Consider the following 25,508-nt stretch of genomic DNA (forward strand, 5'->3'; position numbering starts at 1 on the left):
CATGGGTATCGATCTTTCGCTGATCTGGGCGGTGATCATCGCCTTCGGCGTGATGATGTACGTGGTGATGGATGGCTTCGATCTGGGTATCGGCATCCTCTTTCCCTTCGTGCGTGACGAGGGCGAGCGCGACGTGATGATGAACACCGTGGCGCCGGTCTGGGACGGCAACGAAACCTGGCTGGTGCTCGGCGGCGCCGGGCTGTTCGGCGCCTTCCCGCTGGCCTATTCGGTGGTGCTGAGCGCCCTCTACCTGCCACTGATCCTGATGCTGCTGGGGCTGATCTTCCGCGGCGTGGCCTTCGAGTTTCGCTTCAAGGCCAAGGCCGACAGGCGCCACCTGTGGGACAAGGCCTTCATAGGCGGCTCGCTCACCGCCACCTTCTTTCAGGGGGTGGCGCTGGGTGCCTATATCAATGGTTTCGAAGTGGTGAATCGCACCTATGCCGGCGGCCCGTTCGACTGGCTGACACCCTTCTCGGTGTTCTGCGGTCTGGCGCTGATCGCCGCCTATGCGCTGCTCGGCTGCACCTGGCTGATCATGAAGACCGAGGGCCGCCTGCAGCAGCAGATGCACGACATGGCGCGGCCGCTGGTGCTGGTAGTGCTCGGCGTGACCGGTATCGTCAGCCTGTGGACGCCCTTCGCTCACTCGGCCATTGCCGAGCGCTGGTTCAGCCTGCCCAACCTGTTCTGGTTCATGCCGGTACCGGTGCTGGTGCTGCTGTGCACCTGGAAGCTGCTCAAGGCGGTGGCCGACAACGCCAACTATTCGCCCTTCCTGCTGACCCTGGTGCTGATCTTCCTCGGCTACAGCGGCCTCGGCATCAGCCTGTGGCCGAACGTGATCCCGCCGTCGATCAGCATCTGGGAAGCCGCCGCGCCGCCGCAGAGCCAGGGCTTCATGCTGGTGGGCGCGCTGCTGATCATCCCCTTCATCCTGATGTACACCGCCTGGAGCTACTACGTGTTCCGCGGCAAGGTGACCCAGGACGATGGCTATCACTGAGGTGCGACTGATGACCAAGGTCGAGCAAGAGAAGAAACCCCTGTGGCAGCGCCTGGGCTGGCTGGCACTGATCTGGGCGGCCAGCGTGCTGACCCTGGGCGCGGTGGCCTGGCTGCTGCGCCAGTTCATGAGTGCGGCGGGGCTGGGCACGCCGGGCTGAGGCCGGCGGTTGATCCGCCCGGCCGATTGTTTCCATACTGCCTGCTCTGCCGTATGCCGAGGAGGCGCGATGTTCGCCCTTAGCGACACCCTGGAGCGGCGCTTCGCCGCGCTGAAAACCGCTGCCGACTTCCACTCGCTGCGTCATGTGCAGGAGCGCCGGGAGTCCTACTGGGTGCGCCGGCGGGTCGCGCAGGCGCCGTCCTTCGTCGTCGATGCCGGCGCCATGCTCAGCGTGCGCATCGCTGGCGTCGAGGCCTATGCGGCCACCAGCGATACCAGCCAGGCCGGCCTGCAGGCGGCTCTGGAACGCGCCGAGCAGCTGGCCCGTGCGCTGGCCGGACACAACCTGCTGGATTTCGGCGATCTGCCGCAGCCTGCCGAGCGGGCCGATGACGTGATGCCCGGCTACCAGCAGCCGCAGGCCAGCGCCGCGCACTGGTTCGAGCTGCTGATGGCCGAGTCGGCGCGCCTTCCCGGCGACACGCGGCTGGTGGACAGCCACATCGGCCTGACCTTTACCGCTCACGAGCAGATCTACCTCAACAGCGCCGGTGCCTGCCTGCGCCGTGCCCAGCGCTACGTCTTCCCGCAGGTCGGCGTGACCGCCAGCGACGGGCATGACAGTCAGAGCCGCAGCTTCGGCGGCACTCATCTGGCGCGCCAGGGCGGTGCCGAGGTGCTCGATCAGCTGGGCGTGATCGGCAGCGCCAGCCGTATCGCCGACGAGGCGCTGCAACTGCTGCTGGCGCCCAATACCCCGAGTGGCCCGCGCGATCTGCTGGTGATGCCCGATCAGATGATCCTGCAGATTCACGAGTCCATCGGCCATCCGCTGGAGCTGGACCGCATCCTCGGTGACGAGCGCAATTTCGCCGGCACCAGCTTCATCCGTCAGGAAGATTTCGGTCATTACCCATACGGCTCGCCGCTGCTCAACGTGACCTTCGACCCGACACTGCCCGGCGAGCTGGCCAGCTACAGCCATGACGATGACGGCAGCCCGGCGCAGCGCGAATACCTGATCCGCGATGGCATTCTCCAGCGCCCGCTCGGCGGCGCGCTGTCGCAATGGCGCAGCGGCCTGCCGGGCGTGGCCAACAGCCGCGCCTGCAGCTGGAACCGGCCGCCCATCGACCGCATGGCCAATCTCAATCTGGAGCCGGACGACAAGAGCCTGGCCGAGCTGATCGGCGGCATCGAGCGCGGCATCCTGATGAGCAACAACCGCTCCTGGTCGATCGACGATGCGCGTAACAAATTCCAGTTCGGCTGCGAGTGGGGCCAACTGATCGAGAACGGCGAACTGAAGGGCGTGGTGAAGAACCCCAACTACCGCGGCATCAGCGCGCAGTTCTGGCGGGGCCTCAAGGCGGTGGGCGATGCCAGCACCTTCGAGATACTGGGCACGCCCTACTGCGGCAAGGGCGAGCCGAATCAGGTGATTCGTGTCGGGCATGCCTCGCCAGCCTGCGTATTCGCCGATATCGACGTTTTCGGAGGGGCCGCCTGATGAACGCACGTCAGCATTTCTGCGAGTTGCTGGCTCATCTGCAGGCGCAGGTCGCCGGCGAGGAGGGCTTCACCCTGGCCTACAGCGCCGAGCAGTCCGGCTTTGTCCGCTTCAACCACGGGCGGGTGCGCCAGGCCGGGCAGGTGCAGCAGTCGTACGTGACCCTGGCGCTGTACCAGAGCCAGCGCCACGCCGAGAGCCGGCTGGCGCTCGGCGGCACGCTCGAGGAAGACCTGCCGCGCCTACAGCAGGCCCTGCAACAGCTGCGCGCCGTGCTGCCGACGTTGAACGACGACCCCTATCTGCGCCTGAACCGCGAAGCCTGGCGCAGCGAGCTGGCGGTCGAGGCCTCGCTGCCCGACAGCGCGGCCATGGCGCAGCAGATCGTCAGCGCCGCCAGCGGTCTGGATCTGGTCGGCTTTCTTGCCGTCGGGCCGCAGTACCAGGGCTTCGCCAGTTCCTGGGGCGCGTTCGGCTGGTATGCCGCCAGCAGTTTCAACCTCGAATTCAGCCTGTTCCATGACAACGGCCAGGCGGTGAAAAGCGCCTATGCCGGCGAGCAGTGGGACGTCCAGGCGTTCGCCCGCAAGCTCGAGGACGCGCGGCAGCAGCTGGCCTATCTCGGCCGCCCGGCCAAGGCCTTGCAGCCCGGGGCTTATCGGGCCTACCTGGCGCCGGCTGCGCTGGAGGAGCTGATCAGCCTGTGTTGCTGGGGTTTCGGCGCGCAGGCGCTGGCCTCGGGTGGCAGCCCCCTGCAGCGTCTGTTCAGCGGCAAGGCCGAGCTCAGCTCACAGGTGGTCATTGAAGAGCGTATCGAAGGCGGCCTGGCGCCGGCGTTTACTGCCGAAGGACCGCGCCAGGCGCTGCGCCTGGTCAGCCAGGGCCGGCCCGGCGAGCGCCTGGTCAGTTCGCGTAGCGCCGCCGAATACGGCCTGATCGCCAATGGCGCCTGCAGCGGCGAGTATCCGCTGTCCCTGCGCATGCACGGTGGCGAGCTGGACGAGCAGGACGTTCTGCAGCGGTTGGGCAGTGGTCTGTATATCGGCAACCTATGGTACGGCAACTTCTCCGATCTGCCGGCCGCCCGCCTGACCGGCATGACCCGCTTCGCCACCTTCTGGATCGAGGATGGGCAGATCCAGGCGCCGGTCAACACCATGCGCTTCGACGACTCGCTGTTCGATGTGCTCGGCGCGCAGCTCGAAGCCCTGACCCGCGAGCCCGAACTGCTGCTGCCCGGCGGCACCTACGGCGCCCGGCAGACCGGCTCGATGGCGCTGCCGGGGGCATTGCTGTCGCGCTTTACCCTGACCTTGTAGGCGGCCTACTTGCTCGCCTTGAGCACCACGAACTTGGGGTTGGCCGCCACCTGCTCGACACCGCGAAACAAGCGCGCCAGCTTGGCGTGATAGCCCAGGTGGCGGTTGCCGACTATCCACAGTTCGCCGCCGGTCACCAGCGCCGCGCGGGCCTGCTGGAACATGCGCCAGGCGAGAAAATCACCGACCACCTGCTGCTGGTGAAACGGCGGATTGCACAGCACCAGGTCCAGCGAGCCGGCCGGTTGCTCGGCCAGACCGTCGCCGGCACGGATGGTCGCCGGTCGCTCGCCCAGCGCCGCTGCCCAGTTTTCCCGCGCCGACTGCACGGCCATGTATGACTCGTCCACCAGGGTCAGCTGCGCCTGTGGGCTGCCCAGGGCGTAGACGATGCCGAGCACGCCGTTGCCGCACCCCAGGTCGGCGACGCGGCGCGCGTCGAGGTGCCGCGGCAGGTGTGGCAGAAACGCGCGGGTGCCGATATCCAGACCGTCGCGGCAGAACACGTTGGCGTGGTTGATCAGCTCCAGCGCCGGCTTGTCCAGCCGGTAGCGCGTGGGGTAGGGCGAGTGCGGCGCGGCTTTCGCTTCCGGCGTGGCCAGCAGCAGCCGGGCCTTCTTCACCGCCAGCGAGGCCTGCACCGGGCCGATGTATTGCTCCAGCAGGTCACCGGCGGCGCGCGGCAGGTGCTTGACCATGGCGGCCGCCACCACCCGCGCTCCCGGCGCCAACTGGCCGTGCAGACGGATCAGCTGCTCTTCCAGCAGGGCCAGGGTCTTCGGCACGCGGATCAGCACCCAGTCGAACGGTCCCTGCGGCGTCTCGCTGCTCGGCAGGAAGCGCACCGCGTCGCGATCCAGGCCATTGCCGGCGAGGTTGTTCTCTAGGGCGATGAAGCCCAGGTGCGAATCGCTGCTGCTGGTCACCTGGCAGCGTCCGGCCAGCGAACAGGCGAGGGCGCCGAAGCTGTCGTTGAGCAGCAGTAGCGAATCCTCCGCGCGCAGACCCTGCTCGTGCAAATGATTGAGCAGGTACTCGTCCGCGGCGTCGAAGGCCTGTAGGGGCTCGTTCGGCTGGTGCGGCTGGCGCAGCAGCTCGAGGCTGGCAAAGGGCGTGGTGAAAATAGGCATGGAAACCATCGGTGTTTGCCGGTCGCGCAATGGGCGACACTGACAGCTGATTCGGACAAGGGGACGATTATGACTGCCAGCGAAGACAAGTTCACCCGTCAGACGCTGACCGCTATCCAGGTCTGGTCGCCCAGTCTGTTCAGCCTGCGCTGTACGCGCGATCCCGGCTTTCGCTTTCGCGCCGGCCAGTTTGCCCGACTCGGCGTGCGCAAGGCGGACGGCTCGGTGGTCTGGCGCGCCTATTCGATGGTCTCGGCGCCGCACGACGAGTTTCTCGAGTTCTTCTCCATCGTGGTACCGGGCGGTGAGTTCACCAGCGAGCTGAGCCGTTTGCAGGTGGGCGACGAACTGCTGGTGGACAAGACTGCCCTGGGCTACCTGACCCTCGACCGCTTCATCGATGGCCGCGACCTTTGGCTGCTGGGCAGTGGCACCGGTATCGCGCCGTTCCTCTCGATCCTGCAGGATTTCGAGGTGTGGCAGCGCTTCGAGCGCATCAACCTGGTCTACAGCGCGCGCAGCCGCGCCGAGCTGGCCTACCAGGCGATGATCGAGGGCTTGAGCGCGCTGGAGCACCTGGCCGAGTTCGCTCACAAACTCACCTACCTGCCGGTGGTGACCCGCGAGCAGGTGCCGGGCTGCCTGGGCGCACGCATCACCGAACTGCTCGACAGCGGCGAGCTGGAGCGCGCTGCCGGCCTGCCGCTGACGCCCGAGCACTCGCGGGTGATGATCTGCGGCAACCCGCAGATGATCGACGACCTGCGCCAGCGCCTGAAGGCACGCGGCCTGAATCTGAGCCTGAGCAGACGGCCCGGGCAGGTTGCGGTGGAGAACTACTGGTAGCGCACCAGACTGGCGATCCGTGCCCGACTTTCACAATAGGCGCTGGTCTGCGAACTGCAGCTTGCCCAGCTTCAACTAGGCTAACTAGGGCCACTTCTGGGAGGGTTTTCCATGCCGCTCGAACATCACCCGCTCAACCGCGAGTTTCCTCAACAGCACGGCGCCCTGCGCAAACTGATGCAGAGCGATGCGCGCTTTGCCCGTCTGGCGGAGGAATACGAAGCGCTGGATAAGCGCATCTACGAGATAGAGGACGGCCGCTCAGCCACGGATGATCTGACCCTGCAGGGGCTCAAGCTGCAGCGTGTGGGATTGAAGGACGAGATCGCCGGCATGCTGCAGAACGCTACCTGATCCACGCTTGACCCGGATCAAGGGCGGGGCGATGACGGCGGGCTAGGCTGCGAGCGACATTTTGCTCAGGAGCTACCCATGCACGTCGATCATCACCCGCTGATCCATGATTTCCCTGAACACCGCGCCGAGCTGCAGCGTCTGCGTCAGGACGATGCACAGTTCGCACGTCAGGCCGAGGAATACGAGGCGCTGGACAAGCGCATCTGTCGCATCGAGGACGGCATCGAGCTGCTCGACGATGTCGCGCTGCAAGGGCTCAAGCTCAGCCGCGTTGTGCTCAAGGACGATCTGGCGAAACAGCTCAAGCGCGCTGCCGGGCACTGTTGCGGCTGCGGCAATGGTTGCCGGGGCTGACAGGTACCCACCGTTGCGGATGTGATCCGGCCTACGGCCTCAATGCACCGGCGGGTTGATCAGATAGGTGAGCAACCCGTCCGCCTCTTCCTCCGTCCACACCGCACGCGGCGGCCTGGGCAGCTCGCTGAACAATTGCTGCCAGAACGCCAGAGCCACCGCGTCCTGCCGGTAGTAGCGCAGTAGCCAAGGGCTGCCATCGCCCATCAGTTGCTGCACCAGCGCGCGGCCGATGCCGCGGCGACGGTACTTTTTCAGGATGAACAGGTCGGCGAATTCCGGTGCCTCGATGCCGGGCAATTCGCTGCGCTCGAGCAACAGGAAACCGGCGATGAAGCCGTCGGCGAGAATCAGCTGCGCGCTCCAGCCGGGCTCCTGCCAGTAGCGCTGCAGGTGCGGCTGATGGATATAGAAACGGCCGTCCGTCTCGACGTCTTCCTGCTCCCAGTCGGAACTCTCGTAGGCGTAGAACTGGTAGAGGTTGACGATCAGCGGCAACTGCTCGGCGGTGGTGGGCAGCAGTTCGATCTGCATGGACGGTTCCTGGCGACGACTTGGCGGGTCTGTAAATTTATCCAGTTGTTCGGTATCGTTCCAGCCTTCTTCACCCCGGCAGGATTGATCGGCAATGGCCAAGGCAAAACGCATGTACGGCTGCACCGAGTGCGGCGCCACCTTTCCCAAATGGGCAGGGCAGTGTGGCGAGTGCGGGGCCTGGAACACCCTGGTGGAAACCGTGCTGGAAGGCGCTTCGTCGCCGAGCGGGCGTACCGGCTGGGCTGGCCAGCAGGCGGCGCTGAAGACCCTGGCCGAGGTCAGCGTCGAGGAAGTGCCGCGCTTTTCCACCGCCTCCGGCGAGCTGGACCGCGTGCTCGGCGGCGGCTTGGTGGACGGCTCGGTGGTGCTGATCGGCGGCGACCCCGGCATCGGCAAGTCGACCATTCTGCTGCAGACCCTGTGCAATATCGCCACGCGCTTTCCGGCGCTGTACGTCACCGGCGAGGAGTCGCAGCAGCAGGTGGCCATGCGCGCCCGTCGTCTGGGCCTGCCCGAGGACAAGCTGAAGGTGATGACCGAGACCTGCATCGAGTCGATCATCGCCACCGCGCGCCTGGAAAAGCCCAAGGTCATGGTGATCGACTCGATCCAGACCATCTTCACCGAGCAGCTGCAGTCGGCGCCCGGCGGCGTGGCCCAAGTGCGCGAAAGCGCCGCCCTGCTGGTGCGCTTCGCCAAGCAGAGCGGTACCGCGGTCTTTCTGGTCGGCCACGTGACCAAGGAAGGCGCGCTGGCCGGCCCGCGCGTGCTGGAGCACATGGTCGACACCGTGCTGTATTTCGAGGGCGAATCCGACGGTCGCCTGCGCCTGCTGCGGGCAGTGAAAAACCGCTTCGGCGCGATCAACGAGCTGGGCGTGTTCGGCATGACCGACAAGGGCCTGAAAGAGGTTACCAACCCCTCGGCGATCTTCCTCACCCGCGCCCAGGAGGAGGTGCCGGGCAGCGTGGTGATGGCCACCTGGGAAGGCACCCGGCCGATGCTGGTGGAGGTGCAGGCACTGGTCGACACCAGCCACCTGGCCAACCCGCGGCGCGTCACCCTGGGCCTGGATCAGAACCGCCTGGCCATGCTGCTGGCCGTGCTGCATCGTCACGGTGGTATTCCCACCTACGATCAGGACGTGTTCCTCAACGTGGTCGGCGGGGTCAAGGTGCTGGAGACCGCCTCGGACCTGGCCCTGATGGCGGCGGTGATCTCGAGTCTGCGCAACCGTCCGTTGCCGCACGATCTGCTGGTGTTTGGCGAGGTGGGGCTGTCCGGCGAGATCCGCCCGGTACCGAGCGGTCAGGAGCGTCTGAAGGAGGCCGCCAAGCATGGCTTCAAGCGCGCCATCGTGCCCAAGGGCAATGCGCCCAAGGAGGCGCCGGCGGGGCTATCGATCATTGCCGTGACACGCCTGGAGCAGGCGCTGGATGCGTTGTTCGAGTAAGTCCTTACGAATCCGGTGTAGCCCGGATGAAATTCGGGAGGCTCGTTGACCCCGGCGCTCGTTCAGGCTGTGAGATGCGGCGTTCTGTCGCGAAGGCGGCCTGGTGCAGCTTGATCCGGATCAATAGGGAGCAAGCTTTCGACGAGCAGCATCGAGGCGTATTCACAGCAAGGAGACGCCATCATGTTCCTGTTCTTCGATTTCTTTTCCCGCGCGTTCAACTTCGATGCCAAGGCCGGGCAGTCGCGTGAAGCGCATGGTGAAGTGCTGCGTGTTCAGGCGCTTCGCCAGCGTCGCCAGCAGCGCAAGGCCGAGGCGGCGAAGACGCGCCATTGAGGCGGCTCAGTCGTCCTCGCCGAGCGCCGCCAGCTCGCGCTCGAGCAGGTGCTCGTCACCCAGGTTGAGTTCCACCAGGCGGCGCAGATGGCTGATGGATTCCAGGTCGATATGGCGGCAGACGAAGCCGAGGTAATTCTGCTGGGTGCGTGTGAGCACCACCTCCATCTTCACCTTGGCCTCGTCACCCAGTTCCACCAGCGCTTCGAAGGGTTGATCCGGGTCTCCGCTCCAGTCGCGCGGCGTCTTGACCAGCAAGCCCTTGAGCGAGATGTCGTGCAACGCCGCCTGCCATTGCCGCTCGCCCTGGGCGATCACGGTGGGGGCGTCGAAGGCGATGCGCTGAAAGCGTCGACGCTCGTTGGCTGTTTCACTCATGCCCATGCTCCTGGATGGTTTCCCTCACTATAGCCAAGGCTGATGGCAATGTACCGCGACCTGTTCCACCCTCGGCGCCTGTCGGACAGTAATTTGACAGTTGCTCGAGTGTCGCCAAAGCTCCTTATGCGGTTTCTATTACTGAATATTGCGGAGCAACAGACTATGAGCAAGCGACTGCTGGGCAAGGGGTTGATCTTCGGTTTGCTGAGCATGGCCAGCGCAGGGGCTTTCGCCAATGCTGCCGGCGGTAATGGTTGTGGCTGGGGCAACATGGTGTTCGAAGGGCAACGTGGGCTCGCCCCGCACCTGCTGGCCACCACCACCAACGGTACGTCGGGTAATGCCACCTTCGGTATGACCTCCGGTACCAACGGCTGCGACACCAGCGTGGCGATGGGCTACGGTGGCCGTTCCTGGCTGGCAATGAATGGCATGCTCGACTCCATCGCCGAGGACATGGCCATGGGGCAGGGCGAGGCGCTGGATGCCTACGCCACCCTGCTGGGCATCGAAGTGCAGGACCGTGCGCACTTCGCCAAGGTCACCCATGAGAACTTCAATTCGATCTTCTCCGGTGCCGATGTCACCAGCGAGCAGGTGCTGGCCGCGACTCTGGATGTGATGAGCCGCGATGCCCAGCTGGCGCGCTACGTGAAACAGCCGGCGTAGGCGCTAACGCCCGCTTCGTTGTCGGTGCGCATGGCGCACCCTACGGCCCGCAGCGTTCAGTAGGGTGCGCCGTGTGCACCGGCTGTATTCCGTACACGACAAGGAAATCTACAAGGCAAAAAGAAGCCCGCCGAGTTGGCGGGCTTCTTCATTTCTCGGTTGGGCTTAGTTGCCGTACACCGGGAACTTGGCGCACAGAGCCTTGACCTGCTCGCGTACGCGGCCTTCGACTTCATCGTTGCCGATGTTGGCCAGCACTTCGCAGATCCAGCCGGCCAGCTGACGGCACTCGTCTTCCTTGAAGCCGCGAGTGGTCACGGCAGGGGTGCCGATACGCAGGCCGGAGGTGACGAACGGCGAGCGCGGGTCGTTCGGTACGCTGTTCTTGTTCACGGTGATGTAGGCGCGACCCAGGGCGGCGTCGGCGTCCTTACCGGTGATGTCCTGCTTGATCAGCGAGAGCAGGAACAGGTGGTTCTGGGTGCCGCCGGAAACCACGTCGTAGCCGTTGTCGATGAACACCTGGGCCATGGTCTGGGCGTTCTTGATCACCTGGGCCTGGTAGGCCTTGAACTCGGGCTGCAGCGCTTCCTTGAAGCAAACCGCCTTGGCGGCGATGACGTGCTCCAGCGGGCCGCCCTGGCCGCCCGGGAATACCGCGGAGTTGAACTTCTTCTCCAGCTCTTCGTTCTTGCGCGCCAGGATCAGGCCGCCACGCGGGCCGCGCAGGGTCTTGTGCGTGGTGGTGGTGACCACGTCGGCGAACGGCACCGGGTTCGGGTACAGGCCGGCGGCGACCAGACCGGCAACGTGGGCCATGTCGACGAACAGGTAGGCACCGACCTTGTCGGCGATGGCGCGGAAACGCGGGAAATCCAGCACCTGCGAATAGGCGCTGAAGCCGGCGATGATCATCTTCGGCTTGTGCTCCACGGCCAGACGCTCGACTTCGTCGTAGTCGATCAGGCCCTGGTCATTGATGCCGTACTGCACGGCGTTGTAGATCTTGCCGGAGAAGCTGACGCTGGCGCCGTGAGTCAGGTGGCCGCCGTGGGCCAGGCTCATGCCCAAGACGGTGTCGCCGGCGTTGAGCAGAGCCATGTACACGGCGCTGTTGGCCTGCGAGCCGGAGTGCGGCTGGACGTTGGCGTAGTCGGCGCCGAACAGCTCCTTGGCGCGATCGATGGCCAGCTGTTCGACCACGTCGACGTATTCGCAGCCGCCGTAGTAGCGCTTGCCCGGGTAGCCTTCGGCGTACTTGTTGGTCAGTACGCTGCCCTGGGCTTCCATCACCGCCGGGCTGGTGTAGTTTTCCGAGGCGATCAGCTCGATGTGTTCTTCCTGGCGCTGGGCTTCCTGCTCCATTGCGGCAAAGAGTTCGGCGTCAAAACGAGCGAGGTTCAAATCACGGCTGAACATGGCGGTCCCCTGGGAATCAGCTGGGCGGTAGAAAGAGGGGGCGGATTCTACCGCAAAGGTCGCATTCAGGCATATGAAGGTCGGTCATGAGGCAGACAAGTGGCCTTCAAGAACCGTTGCAAGCCGCAGGCTGCAAAGAGAGGTGCCAGGTGCTCCCGTTGCGCTGTCGGCTCGTCACCTGATTCGCCGGGAGCTTCAGCTGAACATGAACAGCGCCGCGCCGCCGAACTGGGCGCTGAACTGGCGCGGCTGCATCGGCCGGCCGAGTAGGTAGCCCTGCACCTCGTCGCAGCCGTGCTCGCGCAGGAACTCCAGCTGGGCATGGCTCTCCACGCCTTCGGCGATCACCATCATGTTCAGGCTGTGCGCCATGGCGATGATGGCGCGGGCGATCTGCGCGTCCTGCTCGCCGTCCGGCAGGCCGTCGACGAAGCTGCGGTCGATCTTCAACACGTCGATGGGGAATTGCTTGAGGTAGTTCAGCGAGGAGTAACCGGTGCCGAAATCGTCCACCGCGATGCACAGGCCCAGGCGTTTGAGCTCGCCCAGGGTCTGCATGGCGCTGGCCACATCGCGCATCAGAATGCTCTCGGTCAGTTCCACCTCGAGGCAGGCCGGGGCCACCCCGGTTCGCTCCAGAATGGCCGCGATGCGCGCGCTCAGGTCGCCTTCGGCGAACTGGCGGGCGGACAGGTTGACCGAGATCTTGGGAATGCGAATCTTCTCGTCGTGCCAGGTCTTGAGCTGGCGGCAGGCTTCCTCCAGCACCCACTCGCCGACCTGTACCACCAGTCCGAGCTCTTCCAGCACCGGGATGAAATCGGTGGGCGGTACCAGGCCGCGGCCCGGGTGATTCCAGCGCAGCAGCGCCTCGACCCCGGTGAGGCGGCGTCCATCGCCGGAGAACTGCGGCTGGTAATGCAGTACGAACTGGCCCTGTTCCTGGGCGTGGCGCAGGTCGCTTTCCAGCTCCAGGCGCTCCAGCGCGCTGGCGTTCATGTCAGCCTGGTAGAACTGGAAGTTGTTCTTGCCGCGTTCCTTGGCGTGATACATGGCGGTATCGGCGTTCTTCATCAGCTGGCTGAGCTCGTCGCCGTCCTGCGGGGCGAGGGCGATGCCGATGCTGGCGGTGACGAAGAACTCGCGCCCTTCGAGCACGAAGGGCCGGGCCAGGCTGTCGAGAATCTGCTCGGCGACGTGGATCGCCCGGTTCAGCGCACCCTCGCGGGTGGCGCGCGGCTGCAGCAGCAGGGTGAATTCATCGCCGCCCATGCGCGCCACGGTATCGTCGCCATCGACGCAGGCCGACAGGCGCACGGCCACGTCCTTGAGCATGCGATCGCCGGCGGCATGGCCGAGCGAATCGTTGATCGGCTTGAAGCGGTCGAGATCGAGGAACATCAGCACCACCCACTCGTTGTGCCGCTCGGCGTGCTGCAGGGCGCTGTGCAGACGGTCCTGGAACAGGGTGCGGTTGGGCAGGTGGGTCAGGGCGTCGTAGTAGGCCAGGCGATGGATGCGCTGCTCGCTGGCCTTGCGTTCGCTGATGTCGCTGAAGAAGCACACGTAGCTGACCAGGTCGCCTTCCTCGTCGTGCACCGCGGTGATGCCGACCCAGGCCGGGAAGTTCTCGCCGCCCTTGCGCTTGAGCCACACCTCGCCCTCCCAGCTGCCGCGCTGGTTGAGCTGGCTGAGGATGTACTGCAGATGCGCCGCCTGCTGACGGTCGGCGGTGAGCATGCCGGGCAACTGGTCGAGCACCTGGCCGGCCGAGTAGCCGCTGACCCGGCTGAAGGCCTTGTTGACCTGGACGATGTAGCCGGCCGGGTCGGTGACCAGAATGGCCGCGGTGGAGTGTTCGAACACCGTCGCGGCCATGCGCAGGTCCTTCTCCGCGCGGCGCTGCTGGCTGATGTCGCGGCCGACACCGAGGATGCCCTCGAAGCGTCCGTTCTCGTCCCACATCAGCACCAGGCGCAGCTCCACCGGAATCTTGTGGCCGTCGGCGCGCAGGCAATCGAAGACGAACAGCTGATCCGGCAGCTCCTCGCGCAGACGCTCGAGGCGGTCACGTTCGCCGAGCGAGTCGCGAATGCGTTCGAGCAGCAGGTTGAGGCCGTTCAGTTGCTGCGGATTGGCCGCCAGGCTGTAGAAGCTGTTGGCCATGACCCAGTCCACGGAGTAGCCCAGCACCGGTTCCACCGAGGGGCTGACGTAGTTGAGATGAAGCGCGCTGTCGGTGGAGAAGATCACGTCGCTGATGCTCTCGGCCAGCAGGCGGTAGCGCTGCTCGCTGTCGCGCAGCGACTGGTTGCGTTCGATCTGCTCGGTGATGTCCTTGGCCACGCCGATCAGGCGGCTGACCCGGCCTCGCTCGTCCCGCGCCAGGGCCTGCTCGCGGATGCTGAACCAGCGCCACTGGCCGTCGCGATGGCGCCAGCGCAGGACCGATTCGAGCAGCAGGCCGTCGCCGACCACCTTCTGCAGGTTGCGGATGCGCCAGTAGTAGTCGCTGTCGTCCGGGTGCAGCACGCGCTCCCAGAAGTCCCCCTCCATGGCCTTGAGTTCGGTCTTGCTGTAACCCAGCGGCAGGCCGAGGCTGTGGTTGCTGAACAGCACCCGCTTGTTCTGCATGTCGTGCACGTAGAGCAGATCGGGCACCGAGCGCACCACCTCGGACCAGAAGCGCTCGCGCTCGATCAGCGACAGCTCGATGCGCTTGCGGCTGGTGATGTCGCTGATGCTGAGGGTCACCGCCTGGTAGTCCTGGATCATCTCCGGCAGGCGCAGCACCAGCCAGACGTGGCGCTGCAGGCCCTGGGCGGTGACCAGCTGGGTTTCCAGCTCGACCAGGTTGGGGCCTTCCAGCACCGCCACGGCGAGCCGGTAGCGCAGGTCATCCGGCTGCAGCGGGCCGTTGTCGAACAGTTGCTGCCAGGCCTGTTCGGTGGATTTCACGCCCAGCAGATTGAGCGCCACCTGGTTGGCTTCGGTGATGTGCAGCTGGTCCAGAAGCGCCTGGTGATGGCGGGCATCGGCCTGCAGCCAGCGGTTCAGACCGGCGGCGTCGCGCAGTTTCTGCTGCAGCAGGAAGCTGCGCAGTCCCGCCAGGTCGAGCACGCACAGGGCGACCCCGGTGCCCTCGAAAATGTCCTGATAGCGCCGGCGCGTCTCCTGCAGCACGCGCATCGCCTGCTGCTCGTCGGTCACATCTCGCAGCACCCAGACGTAGCCGGCCTGCCGACCGAGTTCGCTGATGTCGCTGCGGGTCACCGCGAACAGGCGGCCGCGGCCTTGCTGCTCGACTCGTACCAGCTCCGGGCCCAGGTCGCTGGGCGCTTGCGGACTGTTGAGCAGCAGCGGGTCGAGGTCGGGCAGGAGATCCAGCAGATGGCGGTCCCAGGCCGCTTCGCTGCTCAGGCCGAACAGGGCCTCGGCCTGAGGGTTGAGGTAGCGCAGCTTGCCGTCGGCCTGGGTCACCAGGATGCGCTCCTCGACCGCGGCCAGCGCACTGGCGGCCTGGCGCAGCGAGCGTCGCGACTCGGTATTGAGCCGCTGCAGGCGGCGCTGTTCCCGCTGCAGACCGTAGAGGGCAAGCAGGGTCAGCAGGCTGCACAGGGTGAACAGCAGGAACTTGCCGGCCAGGGTCGGCATCAGTTCGTTGCCGGCGCGATCGGCGTCGAACAGCGCACGCAACTGCCAGTCGCTGCCGGGCAGGGCAATCAGTTCCAGGCTCTGCGCCTGTTCGGCCGCGGTAACCGGTGCGATGACCTGGCCGGGCTGGCGCAGATCGTCGGCGCGGGCCATCACCCGCCGGCTCTGCAGGTCTTCGAGCAGCCAGTCGTGCTCGCTGTGGTGCTGCTCGCGAAGCCAGTCGCGCAGGGCGGTCATGCGCAGGCGCAACACACGCTGGCTCTCGTCGTCCTGGCGCAGAAGGAGATAGAGGGCACCCTCGTCCTGGGGGCTGAAGGCGAAGTGATAGTCCGCTGCGCCAATGCGCTGCTGCAGCGCGCGGATGAAAGGCAGGTCCGGCGATTCGCCGGCGCTGTCGGCCAACCGCTGACCTTGAGCATCCAGCCAGACGATGCTCTGCAGTGTCGGGAAGATGCTGCGCAGGGGGGCGATCGGCGCGGTCACATCACCGCGCGTTTCGGCCGCTTGTAGCATGGCCTGGCCGGCCTGGGCCTTGAGGCGCATGTTCAGGCTCAGGTGTTTGGCCAGCTGTTCGCTGTAGCCGCGGCTCAGTTGCTTCTGGCTGTCCAGCAGCTGGCGGTATTCCTGCGTCAGCTGCCAGGCCAGCAGTCCCAGCATCGCCAGCACCAGTGCCATCAGCACGCGCCGCAGCGCTTCGCGCCGTGGCGCGCGCGACTCGCCCGAGGGGCTCGACGGCTGGGAGGAGGGAGTCGACACGTTCAAAACCTGCAGCTACCACGGAGCTAGGTGGGCATTGGCGCGCAAGCAGGCCTGCGCTCGCGCCAGCCGGGTAGCATGCCTGCAAAAATGGCCAAGTGCCAGCTTGTCCGACGAGCGTAGGTTTGCCCTGCTTCGCGCATTCCGGTAGCTTTGCCCCGCGCGTGATCTGCCCGCGCGGTACTTGGCGTTCGCTGCGGCAGGGGCTAAGGTCTCTGCACATCGCCTCCGGGCAGGCTGGGTGAAAAACCGCTGCATGCGGCCATGCGGCAGCGAAAACCGGCGCAAGTTGCTGATCTGCACGCGGTAGACTGCGCACTTCGCTGGTAGCGTCATGCATGGCCCACGCTGCGCCGCGTTTTCACGTGCTCTGCAAGGCGCGCCACTTTCAGTTTCCATCCCCATCAGTCAGGTTCTCCATGGCTCAGTACGTCTACAGCATGCATCGGGTCAGCAAGGTCGTCCCGCCGAAGCGTGAAATTCTCAAGGACATCTCCCTGTCGTTCTTCCCAGGCGCCAAGATCGGCGTGCTCGGCCTCAACGGTGCCGGTAAGTCGACCCTGCTGCGCATCATGGCCGGCGTCGACACCGAGATCGACGGCGAAGCCCGGCCGATGCCGGGCATCAAGGTCGGCTACCTGCCGCAGGAGCCGCAGCTCGACCCGAGCAAGACGGTGCGCGACATCGTCGAAGAGGCCGTGGGCGAGATCAAGCAGGCTCAGGCCCGCCTCGATGAAGTGTATGCCGCCTACGCCGAGCCGGATGCCGATTTCGACGCGCTGGCCGCCGAGCAGGCCAAGCTGGAAGCCATCCTGCAGGCGTCCGACGGCCACAACCTGGAGCGTCAGCTGGAGGTCGCCGCCGATGCCCTGCGCCTGCCGCCATGGGACGCCAAGATCGAACACCTGTCCGGTGGCGAGAAGCGCCGCGTGGCGCTGTGCCGCCTGCTGCTGTCGGCACCCGACATGCTGCTGCTGGACGAACCGACCAACCACCTGGACGCCGACTCGGTTGCCTGGCTGGAGCGCTTCCTGCACGACTTCCCCGGCACAGTGGTAGCGATTACTCACGACCGTTACTTCCTCGACAACGTCGCCGGCTGGATTCTCGAACTCGACCGTGGCCACGGCATCCCCTACGAGGGCAACTACTCCGGCTGGCTGGAATCGAAGGCCAACCGCCTGGCCCAGGAAGCCAAGGCCGAGGCGTCGCACGCCAAGGCCATGAAGGCCGAGCTGGAATGGGTACGCCAGGGCGCCAAGGCGCGTCAGGCCAAGTCCAAGGCGCGTCTGCAGCGTTTCGAGGAAATGCAGTCGCAGGAATTCCAGAAGCGCAGCGAGACCAACGAGATCTACATCCCGGCCGGTCCGCGCCTGGGCGACAAGGTCATCGACTTCCACAACGTGTCGAAGTCCTTCGGCGACCGCGTGCTGATCGACGATCTGTCCTTCAGCATCCCGAAAGGCGCCATCGTCGGCGTGATCGGCGGCAACGGCGCGGGTAAGTCGACCCTGCTGCGCATGATCACCGGCAAGGAGCAGCCGGACTCCGGCACCATCGAGATCGGCGAAACCGTGCAGATCGCCAGCGTCGACCAGAGCCGCGACATGCTCGACGGCAGCAAGACCGTGTGGGAGCAGATCTCCGACGGCTTCGACATGATCAAGGTGGGCAACTACGAGGTGCCGTCGCGCGGTTATGTCGGGCGCTTCAACTTCAAGGGCGCCGACCAGCAGAAGTTCGTCAAGGATCTCTCCGGCGGTGAGCGCGGTCGTCTGCACATGGCGCTGACCCTCAAGCAGGGCGGCAACGTGCTGCTGCTCGACGAACCGTCCAACGACCTCGACGTGGAAACCCTGCGTGCGCTGGAAGAAGCGCTGCTGGACTTCCCCGGCGCGGCCATCGTGATTTCCCACGACCGCTGGTTCCTCGACCGTATCGCCACCCACATCCTCTCCTACGAGGACGACGGCAAGGTCAACTTCTTCGAAGGCAACTACACCGAGTTCGAAGCCGATCGCAAGAAGCGCCTGGGCGATGCCGCCGCGCAGCCGCACCGCGTGCGTTACAAGAAGCTGGCGCAGTAAGCGTTCAGTGGAAGAAAAAACGGAGCCTGCGGGCTCCGTTTTTCGTTGGCGGCGTAGGGTGCGCCCTGCGCACCGATGCCTTCGGCCTGTTAGCGATCAGAGTTTGGCCAGCAGGCTTTCCAGCGCCTTGGCCTGGTCCTCGGCCAGATCGATGATATGAAAGCCCGCCCAGCAGTGCTGGCCGTCGGCGCCGGGGCGGCTCCACAGGCAGTCGGCGCCCAGGCGAACCTCCTGTATCTCCTCTTTTCCGGCAGTACAGACCAGGCGGCACTGCAGCACGGCATCGGCTGCATGCGGGGTGTCGCTGAACAGCATGAAACCGTCGGCGGACAGATCGACGATCCGGCCCAGGCGCTGTCCGCTGTTCAGGTCGAAGACCTCCAGCTGCATTTCGGTGCCATGGCGGCTGTGTTGGCGACGCTCTTCCATGGTAATTCCTCAGCGGGGTTCGGCCGCGCGCCCGGTGAAACGCTGCAGCACGCGGTAAATGGCAGTCAGCGCGCGATCCATCAGCGGTGTCGCGCGTTCGGGTGTAACGATGCGGGCCAGGCCCTTTTCCATCTCGCTGGCCAGCACGTTCAAGGGCTTGATCGCCACCCGCTGACCGCTGTGGTCGACGAACATGTAGTTGTGAGTGGTGGGGCTGAACCAGGAAAGCTTGAGCACGCGGCTCTGCCCGTCGTTGACGAACTCGAACCAGGTGCCGAACTCGACATCGGCCAGCTCCCTGGCCAATGCCTGGGCGCGTGCCGACAGCTTGGCGCGTGTCGGCGCCTGGCGCACCAGGTCGGCGTCTTCGCCGAGCATGGCGCCCAGAGGGCTTTCCGGCAGGGTGGGCTTGAGCTGGGCAGCCAGCTGCGGCTGCTTGGCCTGCACTGCGTGCTGGCAGGCCACCAGATCCTGCAGCAGGCGGCGGATGCCGTCCTCGTGGTAGCCGCCGAGCAGCTCCAGACCCTTGCGCAGATCAGCGAGCATGGGCACGCGCTGTTCCTGCAACTGCAGCACCTCGGCCTCGCCCAGCGGCGTGCCGCTGCGGGCCAGCTGCTCGGCCACTTCGCAGGCACGCAGCCATTCGGCGCTCTGCTCGCCGTGGCGCAGCAGCACGAAGACCAGCACGTCGGCCCAGGTCAGCTCCAGGAAGTTGCGAATGATGGCCGGCAGGTCGCGCTGCCCGACGCATTGCTGGATCACCTCCAGCGCCTGTTCGCGAGCGCCGAGCAGACGATCCCGGCCCTTGGCCGCCTCAACCGCACGGCGCTCACGCAGCTCGACCTTGTGGCGCAGGGTGGCGACGTATTCGTTGAACTCCTCGATCAGGCTGTCGAAGAGGTTCAGGTCGCCGACGAAGCCATGGATGACCCGCTCCACCACCCACTGCATCTTCGCCAGCAGGCCGCGTTCGTCGCCTTCGTTGCCGTAGAGCACGCCGGCCTGGGCCATGGTGTTGAGCAGCCGGCGAGCCGGATGGTGATGCTGGGTGAACAGCGCCTTGTCCTGCAGGGCGATCTTCAGATAGGGCGTGTGCAGATGGGAGAGGGCGGTCTTGCAGCTGTCCGGCAGGTTCTCGTCGTCGAGGATGAAGTCGAACAGCATGCCCACCAGGTCGATCACGTCGGCTTCCTGATCGGACACCTTGCTGTCGCCGGGCAGGCTGCTGTGGGATTCCAGCTGCTGCTGCAGATCGGCCTTCAGCCCTTCGACCGCCTGCGGCTTGTGCAGGCGCTGGGCCAGCTCATGGGCGGATTGCTGCTGCATGCGGTTGAGCGCGGCGAGCAGTTCGCTGGCGCTGTAGGTGCGGCTGGCTCCGCGCGGCGAAAAGCTGACGATGCTGCGCGTGCCGCCCAGCAAGGGGGCATCCGGCGAGCTCTGGCGATGTTCGCCAAGCAGGCTGGACAGGCCGCTGAACAGGGCCGCCGGGTCGCTGGGTGGTGGTGCGCTGAGGTCCAGGTCGAGCAGTGCCGGCTCGGCTGGCTCGATACCGGGGCTGCCAGGGTTGCCGGGGGGTCCGGTATTGCCGGGAGGCGCCGTTCTTGCCGGCGCCGGTTCGGTCTTCGGCGTTTCCGGGCGACTGACGCTCGGATTGACCTGTGCGCTGTACTTGAGATTGGGCAGCACGCCGGCATCGATCAGACGCTGGTTCAGCGCGCCGTACAGCGAGTCGAGGCTCTGCATCACGTGGCGATCGAAGAGCATGTAGAGAATGGTCTTGATCTGCAGCGGGAAAGGGCAGGGCGCCAGTGCATCGCGGAAGGCCTGGGCGATGGCCTGCGGGCCGAAGGGATTGCTGTCCTCACCGAGCTTCTGGCCATTGTTGAGCAGCGCCAGGCGCTGCTCCAGGGCGAACAGCGGCTGGGTGCAGCGCGCCTTGACCCGACTGACCATGTTGGTGACTTGCAGGGTCTCCTCGTAATCCTCGTTCTGCACCAGAGCCAGCTGCTCCGGGTCCAGTTCGGCCTGCGTCTGATTCTGCAGCTTGCCTTCGAGGAAGTCGGAGAAGTTGTTGGCGATGGTCTGGTGGTAGCTGCGTTCGATCTGTGGGCGCTGCCGGCGAATCTCGCGCATGCTGTCGAAGAACAGCGTCTGCACCTTGTTGTTCTCGGCCTTCTCGGCGCATTCGAACAGGGTGTCGTCGACCTGACCGAACACGCCGCTCAGGTGTTCCGCCAGACGGTTCATCACCAGTTTGCGACAGCTCTGCACCAGATCACTGAAGCGCGGCTGGATGCCGCGGCTGGCGAGGCTGACCACCTTGGGATGAACGGGGGGCTTGTCCTGGTTGCTCATGGACTATCCTGGCTGGGGTCGTCGGCTGGCGCGTCCTGCGTCGGGCCGCAGTTCGATGAAACATATAGTAGTCCATGCTCTGCCTGCAAAGCATTGTCGTAAAAGCAGTTTGTAGGGGTTGACAGGGGCGTTTTGCTACGTAAAATGGCGCGCCTCTGAAGCGGGAAAGCGAAAGCCGAAACGCGGCAGAGATGGAAGACCGAAGTTCCGCGATAGCTCAGTCGGTAGAGCAAATGACTGTTAATCATTGGGTCCCTGGTTCGAGTCCAGGTCGCGGAGCCAACTTCCAGACGGGGTATAGCGCAGTCCGGTAGCGCGCTTGCTTTGGGAGCAAGATGTCGGGAGTTCGAATCCCCCTACCCCGACCATTTTTCGGGTCGTTAGCTCAGTTGGTAGAGCAGTTGGCTTTTAACCAATTGGTCGTAGGTTCGAATCCTACACGACCCACCATATAGAACGACAAAGCCCGCCTTGTGCGGGCTTTGTCGTTTTTGCGCCTCATACGACCGTCTCGCGTTGCCGCGGCCGCGCTGGCCGGTTCGCGCAGGTGCGCCATGCGCATCACGGGCGGTCGGCTGTCTACAAGGGTAATTCCAACATTCTCCGTGCGGGCGCTTCAGCTCGTAGGGTGGGCTTTAGTCCACCAACGGTGGTCGGCGTTTTGTAGCCCGGATGCAATCCGGGGAAATTCTCAAAGTTGAATGGTCGTTGCGGATCTCATCCGGGCTACGTGCTTGCTGCTTGTCTCCCCTCTCCCGCTTGCGGGAGAGGGGCTGGGGGAGAGGGGCAATTTGCAGATTCACCTGCGGCTCCCTATTCCATGAATGGAAGAGGGTCACCAGCAGGCCGCACGGCGGTCGCTATCAATGCAGCTTCAGGCGCGGCTCGGTGCTGCGGCCGATGCGGTCGCTGAGCATCAGCAACAGCGTGCGCAGGGTGCCGTACAGCGCCATCTGGTGCATGCGGTAGAGCGAGACGTAGAACACCCGCGCCAGCCAGCCCTCGAGCATCACACTGCCGGTGAGGTTGCCCATCAGGTTGCCCACCGCGGAGAAGCTCGACAGCGAGATCAGCGAACCATAGTCGCGGTAGCGGTACTCCGGCAGCGCCTGACCGCTGATCTTCAGCCGCAGCGACTTGGCCAGCAGCGAAGCCTGCTGGTGCGCAGCCTGAGCCCGTGGCGGCACGTTGCGGCCGTCGCTGTCCGGTTGCGGGCAGGCAGCGCAATCGCCGAAGGCGAACACGTCATCGTCCAGCGTGGTTTGCAGTGTGGGGCGCACCTGTAGCTGGTTGATGCGGTTGCTTTCCAGGCCATCCAGATCCTTGAGAAAGCCCGGCGCGCGGATGCCGGCAGCCCAGACCTTGAGGCTGGCCGGGATGAAATTGCCGTCGGCGGTCTTCAGGCCGTCGGCGGTCACTTCGCTGACGGCGGCGCCGGTCAGCACGGTGACGCCGAGCTTTTCCAAGGTCTTGTGCACCGGGCGGGCGATGCGCTCGGGCAGGGCCGGCAATACGCGGGGGCCCGCCTCGATCAGGGTGATGCGCATGTCTTCGGGGCGAATGCGATTGAGGCCGTATGCGGCCAGTTGCTTGGCTGCGTGATGCAGTTCCGCCGCCAGTTCCACGCCCGTGGCGCCCGCGCCGACGATGGCGATATCGATCTGGCCGCCGGCTTCGCTTTCGTTGGCATGGGCGCGCAGATAGTGGCTGAGCATGCGTCGGTGAAAGCGCTCAGCCTGTGCCCGGGTATCGAGGAAGATGCAGTGCTCGGCCGCGCCCGGCGTGCCGAAGTCATTGGTGGTGCTGCCTACTGCGATCACCAGGCTGTCATAGGCGATGCGGCGCTCGGGCATCAGTACCTGGCCGTCGTCGTCCAGCGTCGCTGCCAGCGTGATGCTCTTGCCTGCGCGGTCGAGGCCGGACATGCGCCCGAGCTGAAACTCGAAATGGTTCCACTTGGCCTGGGCCACGTAGTTGAGTTCGTCTTCGGAGGAGTTCAGCGAGCCGGCGGCCACTTCGTGCAGCAGGGGCTTCCAAATGTGGGTGAGATTGGCGTCGACCAGGATGATCCGGGCTGCGCCGCTCTTGCCTAGTTTTCTACCCAGACGGGTGGCCAGCTCCAAACCGCCGGCGCCGCCGCCGACAATCACGATGCGATGGGACATGGATAACGCTCACAAGGCTTTGAAAAAGTCGGTGTGAGTGCGAGAGGGCGAGCGCGAGGCAGCTCATAGCACCAGTCGACTCAGAAAGCGGCTCAGCAGGCCCAGGCCAATGGTCACGGCCACGACCACCACCAGCAGGCGCCAGACGTGAAAGGGCTGGCGCTCCACCTGATGCTGCGGCGCGCTCAGGTACTGGTCGACTTTCTGCTGGTCATCGGGGCTCAGGCGGCTGGTCATCGGTAGGCCTCTGCTTGAATGCGGCTATTCTAGGCTTGCCCGCCAGCCTTGGCGAGCTTCGTTGTCCTGCGGGTCAGATGGCAGGGCGAGGGGGCTGACCTGGACGGCGTCGTGCAGGCGGATGATGCCGCCCTCGATCACCCGTGCGGTGATGCCGCCGTGGCCGCGCATGGCCTGGAAGGTGCCGGGGCCGAGGCGTTCCTCCAGGCGCGCGCAGGGCTGGCACCAGCCGGTGGTTTCCAGTAGCGCCTGGCCGATGCGAAAGCGCCGACCCTTGAGGCTGAACAGGTTGATGCCGGCAACCGCGATGTTGCGGCGCAGCTCGTCGGGGTGCAGAGGCGCATCGCGGCCGAGCAGGGCGGCGACAACCGCCAGGTGCTCCCACTGAATCAGCGTCACCTGCCGCGCATTGCGCGGGCCGGGACGGCTGTGATCGCCGGTCAGGCCGGCCTCGCGCCGCGCCTCTACCGCCTCCACCTCGAGCATCGCTTCGCGCGCCCTGGGCCTTACTCCTATCCAGCGCACCTGGCCGATCTGCGGCACCTCGGCCAGTAACTGCTGCAGCGGGCTCACAGGCCGATCCCTATATCGAACAGCAGGCTGCGGCCCAGATTCTGGCGCAGGAAGTCCGGAGCATCCGGATGGGCGAACAGCACGCGGGCGAAGCGTGGGCCGACCAGCGACAGCGAACGCCAGCCCTGGCGCAGGTATTCAGTGGGCGGCGGAAAGTGGCTGTTGCAGTCCAGCACTGCACGCTTGAGGCTGACGAAGGCGATCAGGTCCAGCTCGCTCAAGTCCAGACCGCGCTCGCGGTAGTTATGCGCCTTCTTGCGCAGGGTAGGGGCCAGGCGGGCCTGCAGCTCGCTGGCGGGAATGCGTTTGGGGCGCGCCTCGCGCCGCACCAGCTGGCTGAGCGAAAAGGCGCTGCGCCGACGCTCGAGTTCGGCGCGCCACTCGTCGTTGAGCCTGCGGCCTTCGTCCAGCACGAAGAACACCTCGAAGTTGGCGTCGCGAAAGAGCACGTCCGGTGGCTCCTGGGCGCCGGGCGTGAAGTCCTCGGTCTGATGACGCACGTTCAGCGCCTGCAGCAGACGCTGACAGACCCAGCGCTCACGCTCCCACTTCTTGGCGTTGGAGAGAAAGGCGTTGGCTTGTTCAGCCTGGTGCGTGAGCAGGCGCAGGTAGTCGGAATCGTCCATGCCGAAAGCTTAGCCGCAGCGCGGCCCGGGATGCCAGACATCGTGCTGCTGATCCGGTGCCGAGGGCCGGTGTAGACTGCCTGGCGTGACTGCGCAGATGACGGAGCAACGACAAGGTGGATAGGCATGATCGCGTCTGAGCTGCTGGCGTTCAGCACTCTGCTGGCTGGCTGGCTGATCTATGGGATGGCGCTGCTCTGGGCGGTAACGCGCGCGCCCTGGCTGGAGCTGTTCAGCGATCTGCGGCGTCAGCACCTACTGTTCGGCACCATGCTCGCCCTGTTCCTGTTGTGGCTGGTGCGCCGCGACTTCGATTCGGGCCTGTCCTATCACTTCATCGGCATGACCGCGGTGACGCTGCTGCTGGATTGGCCTTTGGCCGTGCTGGCGGGGCTGGCGGCTCAGGTGGGGCTGCTGGCCATCGGGCGTCTGGATCTGGCCGCGCTCGGCGTCAACGGCGTGCTGCTGGTATTGATCCCGGTGCTGGTCACCGAACTCTGTGCACTGCGGGTCGAGCGTGCGCAGCCGCGCAACCTGTTCGTCTACATCTTTTTCTGCGGCTTCTTCCCGGCGGCGCTGGCCACGCTCCTGACCCTGCTTGGCGGCCTTGGGCTGCTATGGATGGATGGCTTGTTTCCCATGCCACCCTGGCTCGACGACTTTGCCGGCTACCTGTGGCTGGTAGCGTTCCCCGAGGCCTTTATCAACGGCACCGTGGTCACCGCCTTGGTGGTGTTCTATCCGGACTGGCTGGAAACCTTCAACCGCACCCGCTACCTGCAGGCCCCCTGGAAGGAAGAGGATCGCGGCGAGTGAATGGCGCGCTATCGGCCTTTTGAATGGGCGCAGGCAGCTTGATCCTGGTCAATGCCTGGAGCGAGTCCTCCGCCATGCTGTGCAAAACGCCTCCGAGGACGCGAACATGAGCATTCACAGCTGGGCCAGAGCGGTTCTGAAAGTCGATTTGCAGGATGCCGAAGACCAGGGTTTCGATCCGGTGCCGGCGTTGCGCGCGTTGCTGGCCGAAGTCGTGCAGATGAACAAGGCGCTGCGCGATCCCGAGGAACTGGCCCACGAGCTGCAGTTTCTCGCCGACAACCTCGATGACGAGCGCGACTACGCCTTTATGCGCCCCTGAGAACCG

The 25,508-nt window shown here is 65.4% G+C and carries 24 protein-coding genes and 3 tRNA genes; 16 read left to right on the plus strand and 11 right to left on the minus strand.

Annotated elements, in window-relative coordinates; translation table 11 throughout:
• The first annotated feature begins 1 nt into the window (after window position 1).
• The 4 genes from cydB to L1F06_RS03885 all read left to right on the plus strand — a co-directional run bounded on the left by cydB (window position 2) and on the right by L1F06_RS03885 (window position 4,000).
• Window positions 2-1,009, plus strand: a complete 1,008-nt coding sequence (cydB, locus tag L1F06_RS03870; RefSeq protein ID WP_129482838.1) for a cytochrome d ubiquinol oxidase subunit II — start codon at window positions 2-4, stop codon at window positions 1,007-1,009.
• A gap of 10 nt (window positions 1,010-1,019) precedes the next feature.
• Window positions 1,020-1,169 (plus strand): DUF2474 domain-containing protein, encoded by a 150-nt coding sequence (locus L1F06_RS03875; RefSeq protein WP_011920920.1) that lies wholly within the window; start codon window positions 1,020-1,022, stop codon window positions 1,167-1,169.
• 69 nt (window positions 1,170-1,238) lie between these two features.
• Window positions 1,239-2,681, plus strand: coding sequence for a TldD/PmbA family protein (locus tag L1F06_RS03880; RefSeq protein WP_129482839.1), 1,443 nt, complete (start codon window positions 1,239-1,241; stop codon window positions 2,679-2,681).
• On the plus strand, window positions 2,681-4,000 hold the full coding sequence (locus L1F06_RS03885) for a TldD/PmbA family protein (RefSeq protein WP_129482840.1): 1,320 nt from the start codon (window positions 2,681-2,683) through the stop codon (window positions 3,998-4,000). The genes L1F06_RS03880 and L1F06_RS03885 overlap by 1 nt, the downstream gene beginning before the upstream one ends.
• A 5-nt stretch (window positions 4,001-4,005) precedes the next feature.
• Here L1F06_RS03885 and L1F06_RS03890 read toward each other — a convergent pair whose 3' ends face one another.
• Window positions 4,006-5,130, minus strand: coding sequence for a methyltransferase (locus tag L1F06_RS03890; RefSeq protein ID WP_129482841.1), 1,125 nt, complete (start codon window positions 5,128-5,130; stop codon window positions 4,006-4,008).
• A gap of 69 nt (window positions 5,131-5,199) precedes the next feature.
• Here L1F06_RS03890 and L1F06_RS03895 point away from each other — a divergent pair, with 69 nt between their 5' ends.
• The 3 genes from L1F06_RS03895 (at window position 5,200) to L1F06_RS03905 (ending at window position 6,687) form a co-directional block, all read left to right on the plus strand.
• Complete coding sequence (locus L1F06_RS03895; protein WP_129482842.1) at window positions 5,200-5,976, plus strand: ferredoxin--NADP reductase; 777 nt, start codon at window positions 5,200-5,202, stop codon at window positions 5,974-5,976.
• A gap of 111 nt (window positions 5,977-6,087) precedes the next feature.
• Window positions 6,088-6,330: an HP1242/YdcH family protein gene (locus L1F06_RS03900; protein WP_003242693.1), complete on the plus strand. Its 243-nt coding sequence runs from the start codon at window positions 6,088-6,090 to the stop codon at window positions 6,328-6,330.
• Between the two features lie 78 nt (window positions 6,331-6,408).
• Window positions 6,409-6,687 carry an HP1242/YdcH family protein gene (locus L1F06_RS03905; RefSeq protein ID WP_129482843.1) on the plus strand — a complete coding sequence of 93 codons (279 nt, stop codon included), beginning with the start codon at window positions 6,409-6,411 and terminating at the stop codon, window positions 6,685-6,687.
• Between the two features lie 39 nt (window positions 6,688-6,726).
• Here L1F06_RS03905 and L1F06_RS03910 read toward each other — a convergent pair whose 3' ends face one another.
• Window positions 6,727-7,221, minus strand: a complete 495-nt coding sequence (locus L1F06_RS03910) for a GNAT family N-acetyltransferase (RefSeq protein WP_129482844.1) — start codon at window positions 7,219-7,221, stop codon at window positions 6,727-6,729.
• Window positions 7,222-7,315: 94 nt separating this feature from the next.
• Between L1F06_RS03910 and radA the strand changes: the two genes are divergently transcribed.
• On the plus strand, window positions 7,316-8,677 hold the full coding sequence (gene radA, locus L1F06_RS03915) for a DNA repair protein RadA (RefSeq protein WP_129482845.1): 1,362 nt from the start codon (window positions 7,316-7,318) through the stop codon (window positions 8,675-8,677).
• 183 nt (window positions 8,678-8,860) lie between these two features.
• Window positions 8,861-9,013: a hypothetical protein gene (locus L1F06_RS03920; protein ID WP_177491148.1), complete on the plus strand. Its 153-nt coding sequence runs from the start codon at window positions 8,861-8,863 to the stop codon at window positions 9,011-9,013.
• Between the two features lie 6 nt (window positions 9,014-9,019).
• Here the strand turns inward: L1F06_RS03920 and L1F06_RS03925 are convergent, their stop codons facing one another.
• Window positions 9,020-9,391: a PilZ domain-containing protein gene (locus tag L1F06_RS03925; RefSeq protein ID WP_003242702.1), complete on the minus strand. Its 372-nt coding sequence runs from the start codon at window positions 9,389-9,391 to the stop codon at window positions 9,020-9,022.
• Window positions 9,392-9,556: 165 nt separating this feature from the next.
• Between L1F06_RS03925 and L1F06_RS03930 the strand changes: the two genes are divergently transcribed.
• Window positions 9,557-10,063 carry a DUF3015 domain-containing protein gene (locus L1F06_RS03930; protein WP_003242703.1) on the plus strand — a complete coding sequence of 169 codons (507 nt, stop codon included), beginning with the start codon at window positions 9,557-9,559 and terminating at the stop codon, window positions 10,061-10,063.
• A 165-nt stretch (window positions 10,064-10,228) separates the two neighbouring features.
• On the opposite strand, the gene glyA is transcribed toward L1F06_RS03930, so the two are convergent.
• Both glyA and L1F06_RS03940 read right to left on the minus strand, forming a co-directional pair.
• Window positions 10,229-11,482 carry a serine hydroxymethyltransferase gene (gene glyA, locus L1F06_RS03935; protein ID WP_003242705.1) on the minus strand — a complete coding sequence of 418 codons (1,254 nt, stop codon included), beginning with the start codon at window positions 11,480-11,482 and terminating at the stop codon, window positions 10,229-10,231.
• Between the two features lie 195 nt (window positions 11,483-11,677).
• A complete protein-coding gene (locus tag L1F06_RS03940) occupies window positions 11,678-15,892 on the minus strand; it encodes an EAL domain-containing protein (protein WP_177491151.1) in 4,215 nt (1,404 codons plus the stop codon).
• Between the two features lie 419 nt (window positions 15,893-16,311).
• Between L1F06_RS03940 and ettA the strand changes: the two genes are divergently transcribed.
• Window positions 16,312-17,979, plus strand: coding sequence for an energy-dependent translational throttle protein EttA (gene ettA / locus L1F06_RS03945; RefSeq protein WP_129482846.1), 1,668 nt, complete (start codon window positions 16,312-16,314; stop codon window positions 17,977-17,979).
• Between the two features lie 96 nt (window positions 17,980-18,075).
• On the opposite strand, the gene L1F06_RS03950 is transcribed toward ettA, so the two are convergent.
• Window positions 18,076-18,408: a PilZ domain-containing protein gene (locus tag L1F06_RS03950; protein WP_003242710.1), complete on the minus strand. Its 333-nt coding sequence runs from the start codon at window positions 18,406-18,408 to the stop codon at window positions 18,076-18,078.
• Window positions 18,409-18,417: 9 nt separating this feature from the next.
• Complete coding sequence (locus L1F06_RS03955; protein ID WP_129482847.1) at window positions 18,418-20,763, minus strand: DUF1631 domain-containing protein; 2,346 nt, start codon at window positions 20,761-20,763, stop codon at window positions 18,418-18,420.
• 206 nt (window positions 20,764-20,969) lie between these two features.
• Between L1F06_RS03955 and L1F06_RS03960 the strand changes: the two genes are divergently transcribed.
• The 3 genes from L1F06_RS03960 (at window position 20,970) to L1F06_RS03970 (ending at window position 21,213) form a co-directional block, all read left to right on the plus strand.
• A tRNA-Asn gene (locus tag L1F06_RS03960) sits at window positions 20,970-21,045 on the plus strand.
• A gap of 9 nt (window positions 21,046-21,054) precedes the next feature.
• Window positions 21,055-21,131: transfer RNA gene (locus tag L1F06_RS03965), tRNA-Pro, on the plus strand.
• Between the two features lie 6 nt (window positions 21,132-21,137).
• Window positions 21,138-21,213: transfer RNA gene (locus L1F06_RS03970), tRNA-Lys, on the plus strand.
• A 413-nt stretch (window positions 21,214-21,626) separates the two neighbouring features.
• Here the strand turns inward: L1F06_RS03970 and L1F06_RS03975 are convergent.
• From L1F06_RS03975 to L1F06_RS03990, 4 genes are all read right to left on the minus strand, one after another.
• Window positions 21,627-22,928, minus strand: a complete 1,302-nt coding sequence (locus L1F06_RS03975; protein WP_129482848.1) for an NAD(P)/FAD-dependent oxidoreductase — start codon at window positions 22,926-22,928, stop codon at window positions 21,627-21,629.
• Window positions 22,929-22,991: 63 nt separating this feature from the next.
• Entirely contained in the window at window positions 22,992-23,165 is a 174-nt protein-coding gene (locus tag L1F06_RS03980) for a DUF3094 domain-containing protein (protein ID WP_003242714.1), read from the minus strand.
• A 24-nt stretch (window positions 23,166-23,189) separates the two neighbouring features.
• Complete coding sequence (locus tag L1F06_RS03985; RefSeq protein ID WP_011920932.1) at window positions 23,190-23,738, minus strand: MOSC domain-containing protein; 549 nt, start codon at window positions 23,736-23,738, stop codon at window positions 23,190-23,192.
• Window positions 23,735-24,364 (minus strand): DUF1780 domain-containing protein, encoded by a 630-nt coding sequence (locus tag L1F06_RS03990; protein WP_003242718.1) that lies wholly within the window; start codon window positions 24,362-24,364, stop codon window positions 23,735-23,737. Before L1F06_RS03990 ends, L1F06_RS03985 begins: the two co-directional genes overlap by 4 nt.
• A gap of 126 nt (window positions 24,365-24,490) precedes the next feature.
• On the opposite strand from L1F06_RS03990, the gene L1F06_RS03995 reads away from it, so the two are divergent.
• The gene (locus tag L1F06_RS03995; RefSeq protein WP_011920933.1) at window positions 24,491-25,180 is read left to right on the plus strand and encodes an energy-coupling factor ABC transporter permease; all 690 of its coding nucleotides are present in this window, start codon (window positions 24,491-24,493) and stop codon (window positions 25,178-25,180) included.
• 106 nt (window positions 25,181-25,286) lie between these two features.
• A complete protein-coding gene (locus L1F06_RS04000) occupies window positions 25,287-25,502 on the plus strand; it encodes a hypothetical protein (protein WP_003242722.1) in 216 nt (71 codons plus the stop codon).
• Window positions 25,503-25,508: the final 6 nt, after the last annotated feature.

Origin of the sequence: Pseudomonas hydrolytica, from assembly GCF_021495345.1 — a bacterium.
GTDB classification, from domain to species: domain Bacteria; phylum Pseudomonadota; class Gammaproteobacteria; order Pseudomonadales; family Pseudomonadaceae; genus Aquipseudomonas; species Aquipseudomonas hydrolytica.